At 67.5% G+C, this 16883-nt stretch carries 11 protein-coding genes; 6 read left to right on the forward strand and 5 right to left on the reverse strand.

What is annotated here, in order from left to right:
* Nucleotides 1–108: 108 nt before the first annotated feature.
* On the forward strand, nt 109–2190 hold the full coding sequence (locus QMX79_RS02590) for a TonB-dependent receptor (protein WP_282244120.1): 2082 nt from the start codon (nt 109–111) through the stop codon (nt 2188–2190).
* A gap of 98 nt (nt 2191–2288) precedes the next feature.
* On the opposite strand, the gene QMX79_RS02595 is transcribed toward QMX79_RS02590, so the two are convergent.
* A complete protein-coding gene (locus QMX79_RS02595) occupies nt 2289–2630 on the reverse strand; it encodes a hypothetical protein (protein ID WP_095362407.1) in 342 nt (113 codons plus the stop codon).
* Nucleotides 2631–2782: 152 nt separating this feature from the next.
* Between QMX79_RS02595 and QMX79_RS02600 the strand changes: the two genes are divergently transcribed.
* The 3 genes from QMX79_RS02600 (at nt 2783) to ligD (ending at nt 6791) form a co-directional block, all read left to right on the forward strand.
* Nucleotides 2783–3181, forward strand: a complete 399-nt coding sequence (locus QMX79_RS02600) for a hypothetical protein (RefSeq protein WP_068848077.1) — start codon at nt 2783–2785, stop codon at nt 3179–3181.
* 100 nt (nt 3182–3281) lie between these two features.
* Nucleotides 3282–4238, forward strand: a complete 957-nt coding sequence (locus QMX79_RS02605) for a Ku protein (protein WP_282244093.1) — start codon at nt 3282–3284, stop codon at nt 4236–4238.
* A 6-nt stretch (nt 4239–4244) separates the two neighbouring features.
* On the forward strand, nt 4245–6791 hold the full coding sequence (gene ligD, locus QMX79_RS02610) for a DNA ligase D (RefSeq protein WP_282244095.1): 2547 nt from the start codon (nt 4245–4247) through the stop codon (nt 6789–6791).
* Between the two features lie 14 nt (nt 6792–6805).
* On the opposite strand, the gene QMX79_RS02615 is transcribed toward ligD, so the two are convergent.
* The 3 genes from QMX79_RS02615 to QMX79_RS02625 form a co-directional block, all read right to left on the reverse strand.
* Entirely contained in the window at nt 6806–7189 is a 384-nt protein-coding gene (locus QMX79_RS02615; protein WP_282244097.1) for a hypothetical protein, read from the reverse strand.
* Nucleotides 7190–7287: 98 nt separating this feature from the next.
* Complete coding sequence (eda, locus tag QMX79_RS02620) at nt 7288–7926, reverse strand: bifunctional 4-hydroxy-2-oxoglutarate aldolase/2-dehydro-3-deoxy-phosphogluconate aldolase (protein ID WP_282244099.1); 639 nt, start codon at nt 7924–7926, stop codon at nt 7288–7290.
* Nucleotides 7913–8935: a sugar kinase gene (locus QMX79_RS02625; RefSeq protein ID WP_282244122.1), complete on the reverse strand. Its 1023-nt coding sequence runs from the start codon at nt 8933–8935 to the stop codon at nt 7913–7915. The genes eda and QMX79_RS02625 overlap by 14 nt, the downstream gene beginning before the upstream one ends.
* 268 nt (nt 8936–9203) lie before the next feature.
* On the opposite strand from QMX79_RS02625, the gene QMX79_RS02630 reads away from it, so the two are divergent.
* On the forward strand, nt 9204–11963 hold the full coding sequence (locus QMX79_RS02630; protein WP_282244100.1) for a TonB-dependent receptor: 2760 nt from the start codon (nt 9204–9206) through the stop codon (nt 11961–11963).
* Nucleotides 11964–12181: 218 nt separating this feature from the next.
* Nucleotides 12182–15931, forward strand: a complete 3750-nt coding sequence (locus QMX79_RS02635) for a LamG-like jellyroll fold domain-containing protein (RefSeq protein WP_282244125.1) — start codon at nt 12182–12184, stop codon at nt 15929–15931.
* 4 nt (nt 15932–15935) lie between these two features.
* On the opposite strand, the gene QMX79_RS02640 is transcribed toward QMX79_RS02635, so the two are convergent.
* The gene (locus QMX79_RS02640) at nt 15936–16775 is read right to left on the reverse strand and encodes a PhzF family phenazine biosynthesis protein (protein ID WP_282244101.1); all 840 of its coding nucleotides are present in this window, start codon (nt 16773–16775) and stop codon (nt 15936–15938) included.
* Between the last annotated feature and the right edge of the window lie 108 nt (nt 16776–16883).

A 16883-nucleotide genomic window follows, 5' to 3' on the forward strand; every position in this document is an offset into this window, starting at 1 on the left:
CCGGCACCGTACCCTGTCGTGCGGTGCCCTTTTTCCGGAGAACCCCCTCTGCGCACGTTCCGTCTTACCCCGCTGGCCATCGGCTGTGCACTGCTTTCGGCCACGGCCCTGCCGAACCCGGCACAGGCCCAGGCCGCCGCCGTTTCCCCTGCCCCGATCGAGCGGCTGCCCACGGTTCAGGTGCAGGCCGCACGCGGCCAGCAGGTGGCCGATGTGGATCTGCCGGCCTCGCTCAGCACGGTGTGGCTGGATGACGACGCCAACGGCACCCTGGCCCAGATTGCTGACGCATTGAGCGGGGTGCCCGGCGTGGTCGCGCGCGACCGCCAGAACCTGGCCCAGGACACCCAGCTGAGCATCCGCGGCTTCGGCGCGCGGTCCACCTTCGGGGTGCGTGGGGTGCGGGTGCTGGTGGACGGGGTGCCGGCCACCATGCCCGATGGGCAGGGCCAGCTTTCCCACGCCAGCCTGCTCTCGGCCCGGCGCGTGGAGGTGCTGCGCGGGCCGTTCTCGGCGCTGTACGGCAACTCGTCCGGCGGCGTGGTGCAGGTCTGGAGCGCCGATGGCCAGGCGGGCGATCCCTGGCGGCTGCGCGTGGCCGGCGGCAGCGACGGCACGCTCAGTGGGGGGGCGCAGCTGCGCGGCGAGCAGGGGCTCGTGCGCTACAACGTGGCGGCCAACCACTTCCGCACCGTTGGCTGGCGCGAGCACAGCGCAGCGCGCCGCGAATCGGTGAACGCGCGGCTGGGCACCGATGTAGGCGGCGGCCAGCTGGACCTGGTGCTGAACTACTTCGATTCGCCCGACGCGCAGGACCCGCTGGGCCTCACCCGCGAGCAGGTGCGGCAGGACCCGCGCCAGGCCACGGCGGTGGCCACCCAGTACAACACCCGCAAATCGGTGCGCCAGGCGCAGGCCGGGCTGGTGTTCACCCGCACCGACGGCGCCCAGACCTGGCGCGCTATGGGCTATGCCGGGCAGCGCAGCGTGGAGCAGTTCCTGGCCATTCCGCCCGGGCCGCAGGCCAACCCGCTGCATGCCGGCGGGGTGATCGACCTGGACGGCGGCTACGGCGGGCTGGACCTGCGCTGGGCCTGGCAGGGCGACTGGGCAGGGCGGCCGCTGGAAGTGGTGATCGGCGCCAATGCCGACCAACAGCAGCAGGATCGGCGCGGTTACGAGAATTTCGTGGGCGATACGCTGGGCGTGCGCGGCGCGCTGCGGCGCGACCAGAGCGACCGGGTGCGCAACGTGGACCAGTTCGCGCAGGCGTTCTGGCAGTGGGCGCCGCGCTGGTCGCTGCTGTTGGGGGCGCGCCACAGCGAGGTGCGGTTCCGCTCCAACGACCACTACATCACCGCGCGCAACCCGGATGACAGCGGCTCGCGCGATTACTCGGCCACCACGCCGGTGGCCGGGGTGGTGTTCCACGCCAGTGATGCCTGGCGGATGTACGCCTCGGCCGGGCGCGGGTTTGAAACGCCTACCTTCAACGAGCTGGGTTACCGGTCAGACGGGGCGGCCGGGTTGGCGCTGAACCTGTCGGCCGCGCGCAGCCGGAACCTGGAGCTGGGCGGCAAGTGGCGCGGCGCGGGTGGCGCGGCTTTCGATGCCGCGGTGTTCCGCGCCGATACCGATGACGAGCTGGCCGTGGCCAGCAACACCAACGGGCGCAGTACCTACCGCAACATCGGCAGGACCCGCCGTCAGGGTGTGGAAGCCAGCGTGCAGCTTCCGATTACCCCGGAACTGGAGGCCAGCCTGGCCTACACCTACGTGGAAGCCACGGTGCGCGAGCCGTACCTGGTGTGCGCGGGTACTGGCTGCTCGACCCCGAACACGGTGGTGGCGGCCGGATCGCGGCTACCGGGCGTACCGGAGCAGCAGTGGTTCGGGCGGCTGCAGTACCAGCCCGGGGCGTGGCAGTGGGCCGGGGAGGTGGTGGCTTCGAGCGATACGGTGGTGAACGACCTGGCCACCGACCAGGCGCCGGGCTATGCCCTGTTCAACCTGGAAGCGGCCCGCAAGTGGACCACCGCGCAGGGCGCGTTGCGGGTGTTTGCGCGGGTGGACAACGTGCTGGACCAGCGTTACATCGGCTCGGTGATCGTCAACGACGGCAACCAGCGCTTCTTCGAGCCGGGGCCGGACAGGCGCTACAGCGTGGGCGTGCAATGGCAGTGGCAATGATTGGGGCGGCGCACGACCAACGGGCGTGCGCTACCTGGTAGGTCACGACCGTTGGTCGTGGCGGGCGCGGTGCATGACCGCCCGCGCACCGGGCCCATTCACTTCGGAATTTTGGCCGGCACAAATGGCGATGTCGGGTCACTGGCGGGGAAGGTCTCTTCCAACGCCTCGTCTTGGTTGTCGCTCTCGTGCGCCTTGCGCGCGGCGCGATGGTGCTCGTGCTCTTCCCCGCCCGGGTGCGGCGCGGCGGCCGGATCCTTGCGGTCGCGGGAGGGATGTACCTCACCGGCGTGCACCGGGTCGATGCCGGTGCGCATATGCTCGGGCGCTTCGGAGGGCGACATGCCGGCGCCCCGGTCTTCTTCGTTCTGCAGGTCGTGTTTGGCGCGCTGCTCGCCCGGCACCGGGGCGGTGGCTTCGCGCAGGGGATCGCGTTGCATGGTGGTGGTCTCCGTGGAGGGATGGCTGGACTGTACGCACCCCCCAGGGGAGGCCGACGTGAAGCGGAACGCGCCGATCTCAACGGATCTGTCACGGCTGGATAACGGCACCGGGGCTATTCCTGCCAACCCCCACCTGCCGGAGACGTGCCATGCCCCGCCTGGACCGCCGTACCGCACCCGCGCTGTTCAACGCCTACCTGCAGCCGGACCGGAACGCGCGCCGCGGCCGTCGTCCGCGCGCCGAAGAGCCGGAGGCCGTGGCGCAGGATTACCTGCAGTACATGCGCAGCGATTACGAACGCCGCCGCAGTCAGGGAAGGCGCAGCTGGAAGGATCTGTACCCGGCGTACGCCTTCGCGCTGACCACCCACTACGCCGATTGGCCGCGTGGCAGCGACGACGACACCGACGGCGAGCTGGCCGAGCACTGGGAACAGATGCGTGGCCAGTCGCGGCTGGGCTGGCAGCAGGCGCGGGCCATTGTCGAAGATGCCTGGATGGCGCTGGACCACATGCCCGCCGCCGCGGTGCACGGCCAGCTGCAGTAAACCCCGCGCGCGTGCAGCCGGCCTTTACGGGCCGGACACGGGCGTTTCACGCCCTGCGCGGTACAGCTGGCCTCCCGCTTTGCACTGGAGTGGCGCCGCCATGGCCCGACCGATCTGGACTGGAACCCTGTCATTCGGGCTGCTGAACGTGCCGGTGTCGCTGATGTCGGGCGAGCGCAAGACCGACCTCAGTTTCCGCATGCTCGATTCGCGCGACCGCAAGCCGATCCGCTTCGAGCGGGTCAACGCCGATACCGGCGAGGAAGTGCCGTGGAAGGACATCGTCAAGGCCTATGAGTACGACAAGGGCAGCTATGTCGTGCTGGAAGAAAGCGACATCAAGTCCGCCGCACCGGAAAGCCACGAAACCGTGGAGGTGGAAACCTTTGTCGACGCGGGCCATATCGACCCGCGCTACTACGAGAAGCCTTACCTGCTGGTGCCCGGCAAGAAGGCCGAGAAAGGCTATGTGCTGCTGCGCGAAACCCTGCGCAGCACCGGCAAGGTGGGCATCGCACGCGTGGTGGTGCGTACCCGCGAATACCTGTGCGCGGTGATGCCGCATGACGATGCGCTGGTACTGTTGATCCTGCGTTACCCGCAGGAGCTGGTGGACCCGGAAGAACACAAGCTGCCCACCGGCTCGCTCTCCGACTATCGGATCAGCAGCAAGGAAACGGCGATGGCAGAGCAGCTGATCGAGTCCATGTCCGGCGAGTGGAAACCGGATGACTACCACGATGAATTCCGCGAACGCCTGCAGGCGGTGCTGACCAAGCGCATCAAGCAGAAGGGCGGCACCACCACGGTGGAAGACGAGCCGGCCGCCCCGCACGATGCCACCACCAACGTGGTGGACTTCATGTCGCTGCTGCAGAAGAGCCTGGACGCGAAGAAGCGCACCCCGGCCAAGAAGACGGCGGTGTCGAAGGTGGTGAAGAAGGCGGCGCCTGCGAAGAAGACAGCCAAAACCACCAAGGCGGCAACCAAGGCGACAAAAGCAACCAAGGCGACGAAGAAGGCCGCCAAGCGCGCGCCGACGCGCAAGGCCGGGTAAGCGGCCATGTCGTTGCAGGAGTACCGGCGCAAGCGCCGCTTCGGCGAAACCCCCGAACCCGACGACGAGCGCCGGGGCGCCGCCGCGCGCCGGCCGATCTTCGTGGTGCAGCTGCACCACGCCAGTGCGCGTCACTACGATTTACGGCTGGCAGCCGATGGCGTGCTGAAAAGCTGGGCGGTGCCGAAGGGACCCTCGCTGCGCGTGGGCGAGAAGCGGCTGGCGGTGGAGGTGGAAGACCACCCGCTGTCCTACGCCACGTTCGAAGGCGACATCCCCGAAGGCCACTATGGCGCCGGCCATGTGGATGTGTACGACCACGGAACCTGGGCCTGCGATGGCGACCCGCTGGAGGCGATCGCCGCCGGTAAGGTGGACTTCGTGCTGCACGGGAGCAGGCTCAAGGGCGGCTGGAAGCTGGTGCGCACCAACATGAAGGGGAAGCAGCATCAGTGGCTGCTGATCAAGCGTGATGACGAAGAAGCGCGCGATTCCGATGCGGATGCGCTGCTGGAGGAAGTCGTGCCACCCAAGCGAACATCGACGAAGACCGTAAAGAAAACCACGTCCACCACGATCACAACGACCCGCTCGACCAGGACGTCCAGGACGACCAAGCGCGTGTCGCGCCGCAATGCCGACGCGCGCTGGGCAAAGCGCGCGCTGTCGTTGGAGCATGCCCGCGACTCGCCTTACCCCCACGACTTCAAGCCCCAGCTCACCGACCACCGCGACAGTGCACCCAACGGCGAGGCCTGGCTGCACGAGATCAAATGGGATGGCTACCGCCTGCTTGCTGATGTCCGCGATGGCGTGGTGGCACTGCGCTCGCGCAACGGCTTGAACTGGACCGACGACTTCCCCGAGGTCGTGCAGGCCATCGAAGCGCTGCCGGTCACCGACCTGCGCCTGGATGGCGAGCTGGTGATGTTGGACGCGCAGGGCCGCAGCGATTTCACCGGCCTGCAGAAAGTCATCGACGGCACCGCCAAACAGCCGTTGCGCTACGTGGTGTTCGACATGCCCGGCGTGGCCGGTGTGGATATCAGCCGTGCGCCGCTGCTGGGTCGCAAGACACTCCTGAAGGATCTGCTGGGCGATACGCCTGGCACGCTGGCTTACAGCGACCACGTGCTCGATCACGGCCCGGCGGTGTTCGAAGCCAGCGGCAAGGCGGGCTTCGAAGGCATCATCAGCAAGCGGGTGGATGCGCCTTACGTCAACGCGCGCTCGCCCAGCTGGGTGAAGGTGAAGCACGAGAACACCGATGAGTTCCTGGTGGTGGGCTACACCGACCCCAAGGGCTCACGCAGCGGCTTCGGCTCGCTGCTGATGGCCACTCCGGATAAGGGAGGCCTACGTTACGTCGGTCGGGTGGGCACCGGCTTCGATGATGCCAGGCTGGCCGCGATGCACCGCCAGCTGAAGGCATTGGATACCGACAAGGCCGCCATTGAACTGCCCCCGCACGTGCCGTTCAAGGCGAACAGCGTGCATTGGGTCAAACCCACGCTGGTGGCCGAAGTCGCGTTCCGTGGCTGGGCCAAGGAAGGGTTGCTGCGCCAGGCCAGCTTCAAGCGTCTGCGCGAGGACAAGACGGCCAAGGACCTGGGCGCGGCGGCCAGTGCGGTACCTGCCAAGGCAGCGAAGGCGACGAAGTCGCCTGCAAAAGCGAACGTATCCGCTCCCGCAGCCGACGGCGTGAACATCTCCCACCCCGAACGCGTGGTGTTCGCCAAGGCCAGACTCACCAAGGGTGATGTCGCCGACTACTACCGCCAGATGGCGCGCTGGATCCTGCCCGAGGTCGCCCGCCGGCCGCTGTCACTGCTGCGCTGCCCCGATGGCGTGGACAAGCAGTGCTTCTTCCAGAAGCACCACGGCACCGGGCTGGGCGACGCGGTGGAGGCCATCCCGCTGGAGCAGAAGAGCGGCCGCGAGGACTACCTCTACATCGAAGACGCCGAAGGCCTGCTGCAGCTGGTGCAGATGAACACCCTGGAGCTGCACCCATGGGGTGCCAGCGTGGACGACCCCGAACACCCTGATAGGCTGGTGTTCGACCTGGATCCCGGTGAGGGCGTGACCTGGGCAGCGATCAAGGCCGCTGCGCGGGATGTGCGCGACCGCCTGCAGGAGATCGGGCTGGAAAGCTTCGTGCGCCTGTCCGGTGGAAAGGGCCTGCACGTGGTGGTGCCGCTGAAGCCGAAGGCGGATTGGGCGCAGGCGAAGGACTTCTGCGAGTCGTTCGCCCAGGCGATGGCCGAGCACGCACCGGACCGCTACGTGGCCACCATGAGCAAGGCCAAGCGCAACGGCGTCATCTTCATTGATTGGCTGCGCAATGCGCGCGGCGCCACAAGCGTGTGTTCGTGGTCGCTGCGTGCCAGGCCATCAGCCGGCGTGGCAGTGCCGCTGCGCTGGGAAGAGCTGGGGCGTGTCACCGCCGCCGACGCGTTCCCGCTACCGAAGGCGCTGCAGCGTGCGCAGAAGCTGAAGAAAGATCCCTGGGAAGGGATCGACCAGATCAAGCAGGTGTTGCCGACGTTGTGATCGGGCGCGCGTAATCACCGAGGCCGGTACCGCGCCCCCAACCAGACTCCAACCGCCTGCACCGGCAACGACACCAGCAACGTCACCACGAACCAGAACGGGTAATCGCTGCCCAGATCCCACGCGGCATACACCGACGCGGCGGCAATCAATACCCACACCACCCCGCCATGCCCGTACGGCCACTTCGGCGCATAGCGTGCAGCGAACGCCGTAGCGGCCACGCCACCCAGGATCGTCCAGCCCAGGTCCCACGCCAGCCGCACCTCGCCCTCGCCCAACCCCAGCCAGGGCGCGATCCATCCGCCGGCACCGCTCACCATGCCGAGCACGAACAGCGCCACCACCACGCTGAGCACTGAGAGTACGACGGACTTGGCAGTGGATAACGCAGACATGGACGCATACCAGCAACGGGATGGCGCCCATTATGGACCCGCATCCGATCCGGACACGTCCCCCCGGTAGGTCACGACCGTTGGTCGTGACGGCAACCTCACCCCACCAGCGCAGCAGAATCCCGCGCCAACGCTTCAATCCCTGCCCAATCGCGCGCCTGCAGCAATGCCCGCGTGGTCAACCACGACCCACCGACGCACAGCACATTGGGCAGGTGCAGGAAATCGCGCGCGGTCTGCGCGCTGATCCCGCCGGTCGGGCAGAACCGCACATCGCCGAACGGGCCGGTCCACGCCGACAGCATCGCCGTGCCACCGGCCTGCACGGCCGGGAAGAACTTGAACGTATCCAGCCCGTGCTCCAGCCCCAGCATCAATTCGGAAGACGTAGCCACGCCTGGCAGGAACGGCAGATCGGTATCGCGCGCGGCGGCGTACAAGCGTTCGGTTGCACCGGGTGCCACAGCGAAGCGCCCACCCACGGCCTTCACCCGCTCCATCTGCGCGGCGGTCAGCACGGTGCCCGCACCCACCACTGCATCCGGCACGGCGTCCACCATCGCCTGGATTGCGTCCATCGCAATGGCGGTGCGCAGGGTCACCTCGATCACCGGCAGCCCGCCGTTGAACAGCGCCTGGGCGACGTGCACCGCCTCGTCCACGCTTTCAGGGGTGTACACCGGAATCACCGGGGCCAGTTTCAGGACTGCGCGTACGCGCGGATCAGCGCCGGACATCGAATCGCTCCTCGCCCGTCAGGGCCAGTACGTCAGCTTCACTGACGGGGTTGAAATCACCGGGGATGGAATGCTTCAGGCTGGCCGCAGCCAGGCCGAAACGCACGATCTGCTCCGGTTCGAAGCCCTGCATCATGCCATGCAGGATGCCGGCGGCGAATGCATCGCCGCCGCCGATGCGGTCGACGATGCCGATCATCTCGCGGGTGGGCGCCACGGCGCGGGTGCCATCGCGGCCCAGCAGCATCGCCCCCAGCCGGTGGTGATCCACGCTGACCGGCGCGCGCTGCGTGCAGGCCATCCACTGCAGGCGCGGGAAGGCGGCGAAGGCCTGCGCGGCGGCGGCGTCCACGCGGTCGGCCGGCTCAGGCTGCTCGAACTGCCCGCCCAGCACCACGCCGATATCGCGGTAGTCGGCGAAGGCCACGGTGGCGCAGGCAAACAGCTCGCGCAGGATGCGCGGTGCATCGCCCTCCCAGCGCGCCCACAGTGAGGGGCGGAAGTTGCCATCGAAGGAGACCTTGACCCCGCGCTCGCACGCCGCGCGCGCCGCCGCCAGGGTGGCCTCGGCCATCGCCGGGTTCAGCGCCGGGCTCACCCCGGACAGGTGCAGCCACTGCGCTCCGCGCAGCAGCGCATCCCAGTCATAGTCGGCCGCCGTGCCCTGCGCGAATGCCGAGTCCACGCGGTCGTAGACCACTTCGCTGGCGCGCTGCACCGCCCCGGTGGTGAGGAAGTACAGTCCCATGCGGCCGGGACGGGTCTGCACAGCGGAGGTGTCCACCCCATGCTTTCGCAGTTCCCCGGCCACGAACTGGCCCAGCGGGTTGGCCGGCAGCGTGCTGACCATCTGCACCGTGTGCCCGAAGTGGGCCAGCGACACGCCCACGTTGGCCTCCGCGCCGCCGGCATGCACCGCCAGCTGCGGCGTCTGCAGCAGCAGCTCACGGCCCGGCGCGCTCATGCGCAGCAACAACTCCCCGAAACAGACAACACGACTCATGGCGATGGATCCCTTCGTGGTGGGCATGACCTGCGGGTCAGGGCCCGGACAGTAATGGCTAGCGGTGTCATTCTAGCGGTGCGGCGGCCTTCGTCCACCCGCCCGGTTTGTCGGAACCTATGTCCCGCAAGCGTCTACGGGACATTGAAAGTCTGTTGCGGTGCAAGATGCCCGATCCCCAACGGACTGTTAACGTCCGCCCTGACCAGCGGTGTCATTGCACTGACATGTCGCCGGATAGCTGTTTCATGTAGCACCTTGGGAGAGGGAAAACATGCAATATCGAAACATCCATAAAAAGACACCGGTTACCTTGCTCGCCCTGTCCATCGGCCTGGCGCTGAGCGGTACCACCCTGGCGCAGGATCCGGCCCCGACCGCGGCCACCGACCTGGATACCGTCACCGTTACCGGCTACCGCGCCAGCGTCGAGAAGGCGCTGGACATCAAGCGCAGCGAATCGGGCGTGGTCGACGCCATCGTTGCCGAGGATATCGGCAAGTTCCCCGACCTGAACCTGGCCGAGTCGCTGCAGCGCGTGCCCGGCGTGGTCATCACCCGCGAAGCCGGCGAAGGCCGCAACATCTCGGTCCGCGGCCTGGGCCCGGATTTCACCCGCGTGCGCATCAACGGCATGGAAGCGCTGACCACGGTGGGCGCCGGCGACCAGAGCGGTGGCACCAACCGCGGCCGTGGCTTCGACTTCAACGTGTTCGCCTCGGACCTGTTCTCGCAGCTGATCGTGCGCAAGACCGCCTCGGCCGACGTGGAAGAAGGTTCGCTGGGCGCCACGGTCGACCTGCGCACCGCGCGCCCGTTCGACTACGACGGCTACACCTTCGCCGCCAGCGGCCAGGCCAGCTACAACGCGATGGCACAGAAGGCCGACCCGCGCGTGGCCGCGCTGATCTCCAACACCTGGGCCGACGGTACCTTCGGCGGCCTGCTGTCGGTGGCCTATTCCGAGCGCCAGGCGCTGGAAGAAGGGTCCAACACCGGCCGCTGGGCCAACGGCCCGAGCAACGGCAACTTCAGCGCGGCCTCGCCGTTCACCGAAGCGCGCTCGGCCGATGTATACCACCCGCGCTTCCCGCGCTACGTGCAGATGGAACACGAGCAGAAGCGCCTGGGCGCGACCGGCACCCTGCAGTGGAAGCCCACCGACGCCACCGAAATCTCGCTGGACGCGCTGTATTCGAAGATCGACGCCGAGCGTGACGAGCACTACATCGAGGCGATTTCCTTCAGCCGCGGCACCAGCAGCAACCCGCGCCTGGTCGGCAAGCCGAACATGATCGTCAAGAACGGCGTGATCGAGAACAACGCGCTCGTCTACGGCGAATTCGACAACGTCGATATCCGCAGCGAAAACCGCCACGACGAGTGGAGCACGGAATTCAAGCAGATCGCGTTGAACGGCCAGCACCGCTTTGGCGATGACTTCACCTTGTCCGGCAAGGTCGGCATCTCGCGCTCCAAGCACGAGAACCCGATCCAGACCACGATCATCATGGACAAGTACGATGTCGATGGTTACAGCTACGATTACCGCGGCAACAGCCGCTTCCCGACGCTGAACTACGGCATCGACCCGACCGACCCGAACGGCTGGGAACTGGCTGAAATCCGCCTGCGCCCGCAGTACGTGGACAATGACTTCGACACCGGCCAGGTCGATTTCAACTGGAACATCAGCCCCGGTTTCCGCCTGAAGGGCGGCATCCTGGCCAAGAACTACACCTTCAGCACCGTGGAACTGCGCCGCGCCAGCGAACTGGCCGTGCCCAACTTCCCCAACGGCACCAAGATCGTGCCAGTGGACATGACCGACCAGGCCGGCCTGAAGGGCATCACCGGAAGCCCGGACCAGTGGGTGGTGCCGGACCTCAACGCCTTCGTCAACCAGTTCGACATCTACAGCAACTCCGGTATCTACGCCGTGGCCCCACGCGCCAACAACGTGCGCAGCGTGGACGAGGAAGACCGTGGTGGCTACCTGATGGGCGAGTTCTCCACCGACCTCGGCAGCATCCCGCTCTCCGGCAACTTCGGCGTGCGCTATGTAAAGACCAAGCAGAGCTCCACCGGCCTTTCCACCCTGGCCACCGGCACGGTGTCCACCACGGTGGACCGCAGCTACGACGACACCCTGCCCTCCTTCAACCTCGTTGCTGAAGTGGCGCCGGACTTCCTGATCCGCCTGGGTGCGGCCAAGGTGATGAGCCGCCCGGGCCTGGGCAGCCTGACCCCGGGTGCCACGGTGGCCGTGGCCGGCGGTGCACGCACCATCTCCAGCGGCAACCCGAACCTGGACCCGATCCGCGCCACCAACGTGGACCTGGGCTTCGAGTGGTACTTCAGCGAAGGTGCCATGGCCGGTATCGGCCTGTTCTACAAGGACATCGAAAGCTTCGTGCAGACCACCCGCGAAGTGGCGCCGTACAGCGCCAGCGGCCTGCCGGATTCGCTGCTGATCGGCACCGGCGCCTCGCCGGCGGATGACTTCACCTACACTAAGCCGGTCAACACCCCCGGTGGCGAGCTGCACGGTGTGGAAGCGAACTACACCCAGCCCTTCACCTTCCTGCCGGGCAACTGGTCCAACCTGGGCATCCAGTTGAACTACACCTGGGTGGAATCGCAGATCCAGTACATCAACTCCAGCGGCCAGCCGGTGATGAAGGCCGACCTGACGGGCCTGTCCAAGTCGAGCTGGAACGCCACGCTGTTCTACGAAGGCAAGGTGTTCTCGGGCCGTGTGTCGGCCACCAACCGCGACGATTACCTGACCCAGGTGCCCGGCACCGAAGCGGGCTTCAACGTGGACGGTACCCACGGCATGACCGGCACCACCTTCATCGATGCCTCGATCCGCTACGCGATCAGCGACAAGCTGGAGCTGAGCCTGGAAGGCATGAACCTGACCAACGAAGCCAGCGACGAGTGGGTGTACTCGCCGGCCACCGGTCGCCTGCCGCTGCAGTACACCGAAACCGGCCGGCAGTTCATGCTGGGCGCGCGCTACAAGTTCTGATTCATCGCAACCGGCAGCGGCGTGGGCAACCACGCCGCTGCTGCGGCGCAAGATGCCGCACCGCGTCCCCTTTGCTAGTTTCTGACGGCCTTGCGTTGGCATTGCGGCCGTGGCGTCTCGCTGTGGAAAGGAAAGGTCACATGCTGCTTTGTGTTGAGGGTGGAATTCCGCGGGCCGGGCAACGGCCGGCGCTACCGAAGGCGATTGCGCTGGCGCTGATGTTGATGGCCGGTGCTTCGTCCGCACAGGCTGCACCGCAGCTGCTGTTCCATGTATCGGCCGACAAGGGATTTACCGCCGACACCGCGCACGGCGATGCCATTCCGAACTTCCAGGACAAGGTCAAACGCGTGCCCGATGGCGCGCACGGTGCGGCCATCCAGTGGGAAGACGATGGCGTGCTGTCCTGGAACGCCCCCGGCAACATCCAGGCCCAGCGCGGCACCCTCGGTTTCTACTGGCGCCCCCGCTACGCGGTGGGTGAAGCACCGTTCGTGATCTTCCGGGTCGGCTATGCCGACCACAGCAGCTGGGACATGGCCTGGCTACGCATCGACTGGAACGGCCACGGCTTCGATGCCTTCGTGACCGATGCCAACCTGGCGCGCACCCGCGTGTCGTTCAAGCTCGACCAGAATCCCTCGCCCCAGCAGTGGCAGCACATCGCCTTCGGCTGGGATGAGAACCATGGCGTGCGCCTGTACGTGGACGGCAAGGAGGTCGCCCGCCAGGAGACCACCGCCGACTACGATGCCGCCCTGGACCAGCTCGGCCTCGCCGGCCGGGTGATGGCGCCCTACCAGGTACAGAGTCGCTACAACTTCCTGCGCGGCAGCGATGTCGACGAGATCCGGGTGTACGACCAGCTGCTGGATTCCGCCGGCATGGCCGCGCTGGCCGCCAACAAGGCCCCGACCACTGCCGTCGCCGATACCGCCGCGATGCGCGCCTGGAACCACCGCTTCGGCTGGGACAGCGCCGCGCCGCCCGCGTTGACCAGCCCGACCACCACCCTCCGCAAGATCGAGTTCGCCGACAGCAAAGACCACAAACAGTGGATGTGGAAGGCCACCGACGGCATCGCCGAGACCACCTGGCCCGGCGTGTACAACCGTTCGCGCCTGCCCGGCCGCAATGATTATTTCCAGCTGCCGGACTGGAACACCTACGTGGAAGGCGGCCAGCAGCTCGACCTGACCCTGCCGGCGGGCGAGACCGTCAACCGCGTCGAAGTGCGCGGTGCGGCATTCGGCTCGCTCAGCCACAGCAACGGCGACGGTGCTGCAACGACCCTGCTGCAGCGCCCGCAGGGCATGGTGCGCAGCGTGGACGACATCCCGGCGCAGACCGGTGGGGTGCTGCACTTCCGCAACACCGCGCAGGAAACCCCCATCCAGGAGATCTGGGCCTACCAGGTCAGCGATGCGGGCGAGCCGGAGGGCACGGTCAAGCAGCGCTACCGGGTGGACAGCCAGGCGCTGCCCGATTACCTCAACATCACTACGCTGCGCGAGTACATCGATGGCCGCTACCCGGCCGCCGAGCGCAGCACGGTGATGGCGCTGCCCAAGGGCGCGGGCTCGCGCCGCCGCGGCGCGGAGACGCTGCCGGCCAACCCGCTGCCGATCGTGCACGTGCTGGTGCCCTCCGGCGTGGGCGATGCGCCCGCCGCGCAGCCGCTGATCCGCAGCTGGGCGCACAGCTGGGAAAACATGTACGACGGGCTGGACGGCGTGGCCATCGACCTGCCGGCGCTGAACCTGCCGGCCGCGCGCGACGGGCTGATTCCGCTCAACATCCGCATCAAGGACCCGATCTGGCCGGCGCGCGACATGATCGATGTGTCGGTGTCGGTGAAGCCGAACGAGAAGCGCACGCTGTGGCTGGACCTGCGCGACCGGATCCTCACCGCCGACAGCCTGTGGATCAGCATCGCCTCGGGCGCGCCGGGCTTCAACGCGGCCTCGCTGGACGGCGCGGAGATCCGCATGGTGTACAAGGCGCGTGCGGAAGCAAAGAAAGAACACGTGGCCGACCGCTTCAACCAGGCCCGCGACAACTGGGGCTTCCTGGTCGAAGAGCACACCACCTCCAAGCGCCAGCGCCTGTATGCGCGCGTGTACGCGGACCTGACCGACCTGCTGCGGGTGGACCCGGACCACGAACTGGGCCGGCTGTACTGGAACTACATCAGCTACAACAGCCAGGGCAAACCGCCGTTCACCCAGCCCGAAGCGCCCAAGGGCGTGCCGCTGTGGGCGTTCCGCCAGACCGAAGACCTGAAGTACGTGCGCCGCTTCGTGGACTGGTGGATCGACAACCGCCAGATCGCCTACGGCGACTTCGGCGGCGGCATTTCCGACGATACCGACCTGACCCAGCAGTGGCCGGGCCTGGCGCTGATGGGCGTGGAGCCGGACCGGCTCAACAGCTCGCTCACCGCGCTGTCCGACGCGGTGTACCGCAACGGCATGTTCTCCAACGGGCTGAGCACCATCGAAACCGATGAGCTGCACGCCTACGAGGAAGGCATCAACGCCAACAGCGCCATGCTGTACCTCAACTGGGGCGACCCGCTCACGGTGGAGCGCCTGATGGAAACGGTGAAGGCGTTCGATGCGCGCATCATCCTGCCCAACCCGCAGGGCCACCTGCTGTTCTCCAGCAACTGGTTCGGCGGCAACAAGGTCTACCGCGAACCGAACTGGCAGTGGCAGAAGCCGTATTCGTTCCCGGCGCTGCACCCGGCGTTCCTGATGGGCCAGTACAACGCCGACCCGACCGGCCGCAAGCTGGTCACCGGGCTGGCCGACAGCTACCTGGCCCACGCCTACACCGACGACAAGGGTCGCTGGGCGCTGCCCAACGAGATCAACTGGGCCACGGGCAAGGTGCGCGGCGGCGAGCTCAACAACGGCTCGGGCGGTGGCGATGTGATGCACACGTTCTGGGCGGCATGGCGCTGGAGCGGCGACGACAAGTACCTGAAGGCGCTGGACTACCGCGTGGAGCGCGGCGGCCCCGGTGCGCTGGCCAACCTGGGCGAGAACTACGTGGAGGTGCTGGGCAAGGCGGCCGCGTGGAACCCGACGCTGGTGGCCGATGCCGATGCAGGCAACACCGGCTTTTCCAGCCTGATGGCGTGGCAGGCCACCGGCGACAAGAAGTACCTGGAAGCGCTGCACGCCGATGGCATCCAGGCCAAGGCGCAGCGCGAGTACATGAACACCGAAGGCCACTGGTGGTCGGACCGGGTGGAAGCACCCAGCGAGTTCCTGCAGCGGGCGCGGCTGGGCGGTATCGCGCTCAAGCGCAACCAGAGCTGGCCGGGGCATACGGTGAGCTGGCGCTTCGCCCAGCCCGATGCGGCCGAACAGGTGGCGCTGCTGGTGCATGCGCCGTCCACGGAGCGCTTCAAGGTGATTGCGTACAACACCGGCAAGCGCGCGGTGGATGCGCAGATGAGCACGTGGAACGTCACTGCCGGGACCTGGCGGATGACCAGCGGGGTCGACCGGGACGGGGATGACCGGATCGATGGCAAGGCAGACGTGCGCGAGGTAACGCTGGAGCGCAGTGCATCCGTGCCACTGCGGTTCGCGCCCGGGCAGGCGCAGGTGGTGGAGTTCGAGCTGATCCAGCCGGGCACGCCGGTGGAGCAGCGGCCGGACCTGGGAGTGGGCCGCGGCGATGTCCGCGTGGATGGCCGCCAGGTGCACGTGACCGTGCACAGCCTGGGGCATGTGGGCACGCCGTTGGGGACGGCGGTGCTCGAGGATGCGGGCGGGCGCGAGCTGGCGCGGATCGAGATTCCAGCGATGGCAGCGCCCACCGACCTGATGCCGAAGACCACCACGGTGGGATTGCCGCTGCCTGCGGGTAACCGCAGCGGGTTGAAGGTGCGGGTGGTGCTGGCCGATGGCAGCGCCGAAGTGACCCAGCTCAACAACGTGGTGGCGGTCGAGTAACCGCCTACAACGTCACCGAGCCCTCGATACACGTCACGCACGCACCCCCGATCCACAACGCCTCTCCCACCCGCTCCACCTGCACGCGCCCGGCGCGCCCCAGCACCGTGCCCTGGCTGATCACATACCGGTCCGGCGCGGCGCCCTCGCGCAACAACCACCGCGCAATCCCCGCATTGAGGCTTCCGGTCACCGGATCCTCCGGCGCTGCCTCGCCGGCAATGAACGCGCGCGATTCAAACTGTGCATCCACCGCGTCGCCTTCGCCACACGCGGCGAACACGCCCACCATCAGCCCATCCAACACGGCGTAGTCCGGCCGCACCGCCAACACGGCCGCACGGCTGCGCAACCGCAACGCCAACCACGGCGGGCCGTTATCCACCCACTGCGCATCCACCAGGTCACCGACGGCCACCCCCAATCCTGCCCGCACCCGCTCGCGCAACGCCGGGTCCAGCGGCCCCTGCCGCCGCAACGGCGGCGCCTCGAACGCCAGCCCGGCCGCATCGCGGCGGATCCGCACCAACCCAATCCCGCACTGCTGCACGATTTCCCCGCCACGCGGCACGCCGCCAGTGGCCAGCCACGCATGGCAGCTGCCCAACGTGGGATGCCCGGCGAACGGCAGCTCGCCCAGCGTGGTGAAGATCCGCACGCGGTAATCGGCACGCGGGTCGCTCGGCTTCGATACGAACGTGGTCTCGCTCAGGTTGGTCCAGCGCGCAAAGGCGGCCATGCGTGCATCGCTCATCCCATCGGCATCAAGCACCACGGCCAGCGGATTGCCTAGAAGCGGATCGGTGCTGAAGACGTTGACCTGGAGGAAGGGGCGGGAAGTCACGGGCTGCGGTTCCTTGGCGGGATGTGGCGACATGCAGGCATCTTGGCGGTGAACCCCGCATCAAATCTAGGAGCATCTTCAACGCACCACCCCAATGGCCGCAGATAG

It is taken from the genome of Stenotrophomonas sp. PS02300 (assembly GCF_029959395.1).
Classification (GTDB): Bacteria; Pseudomonadota; Gammaproteobacteria; order Xanthomonadales; family Xanthomonadaceae; genus Stenotrophomonas; species Stenotrophomonas maltophilia_AD.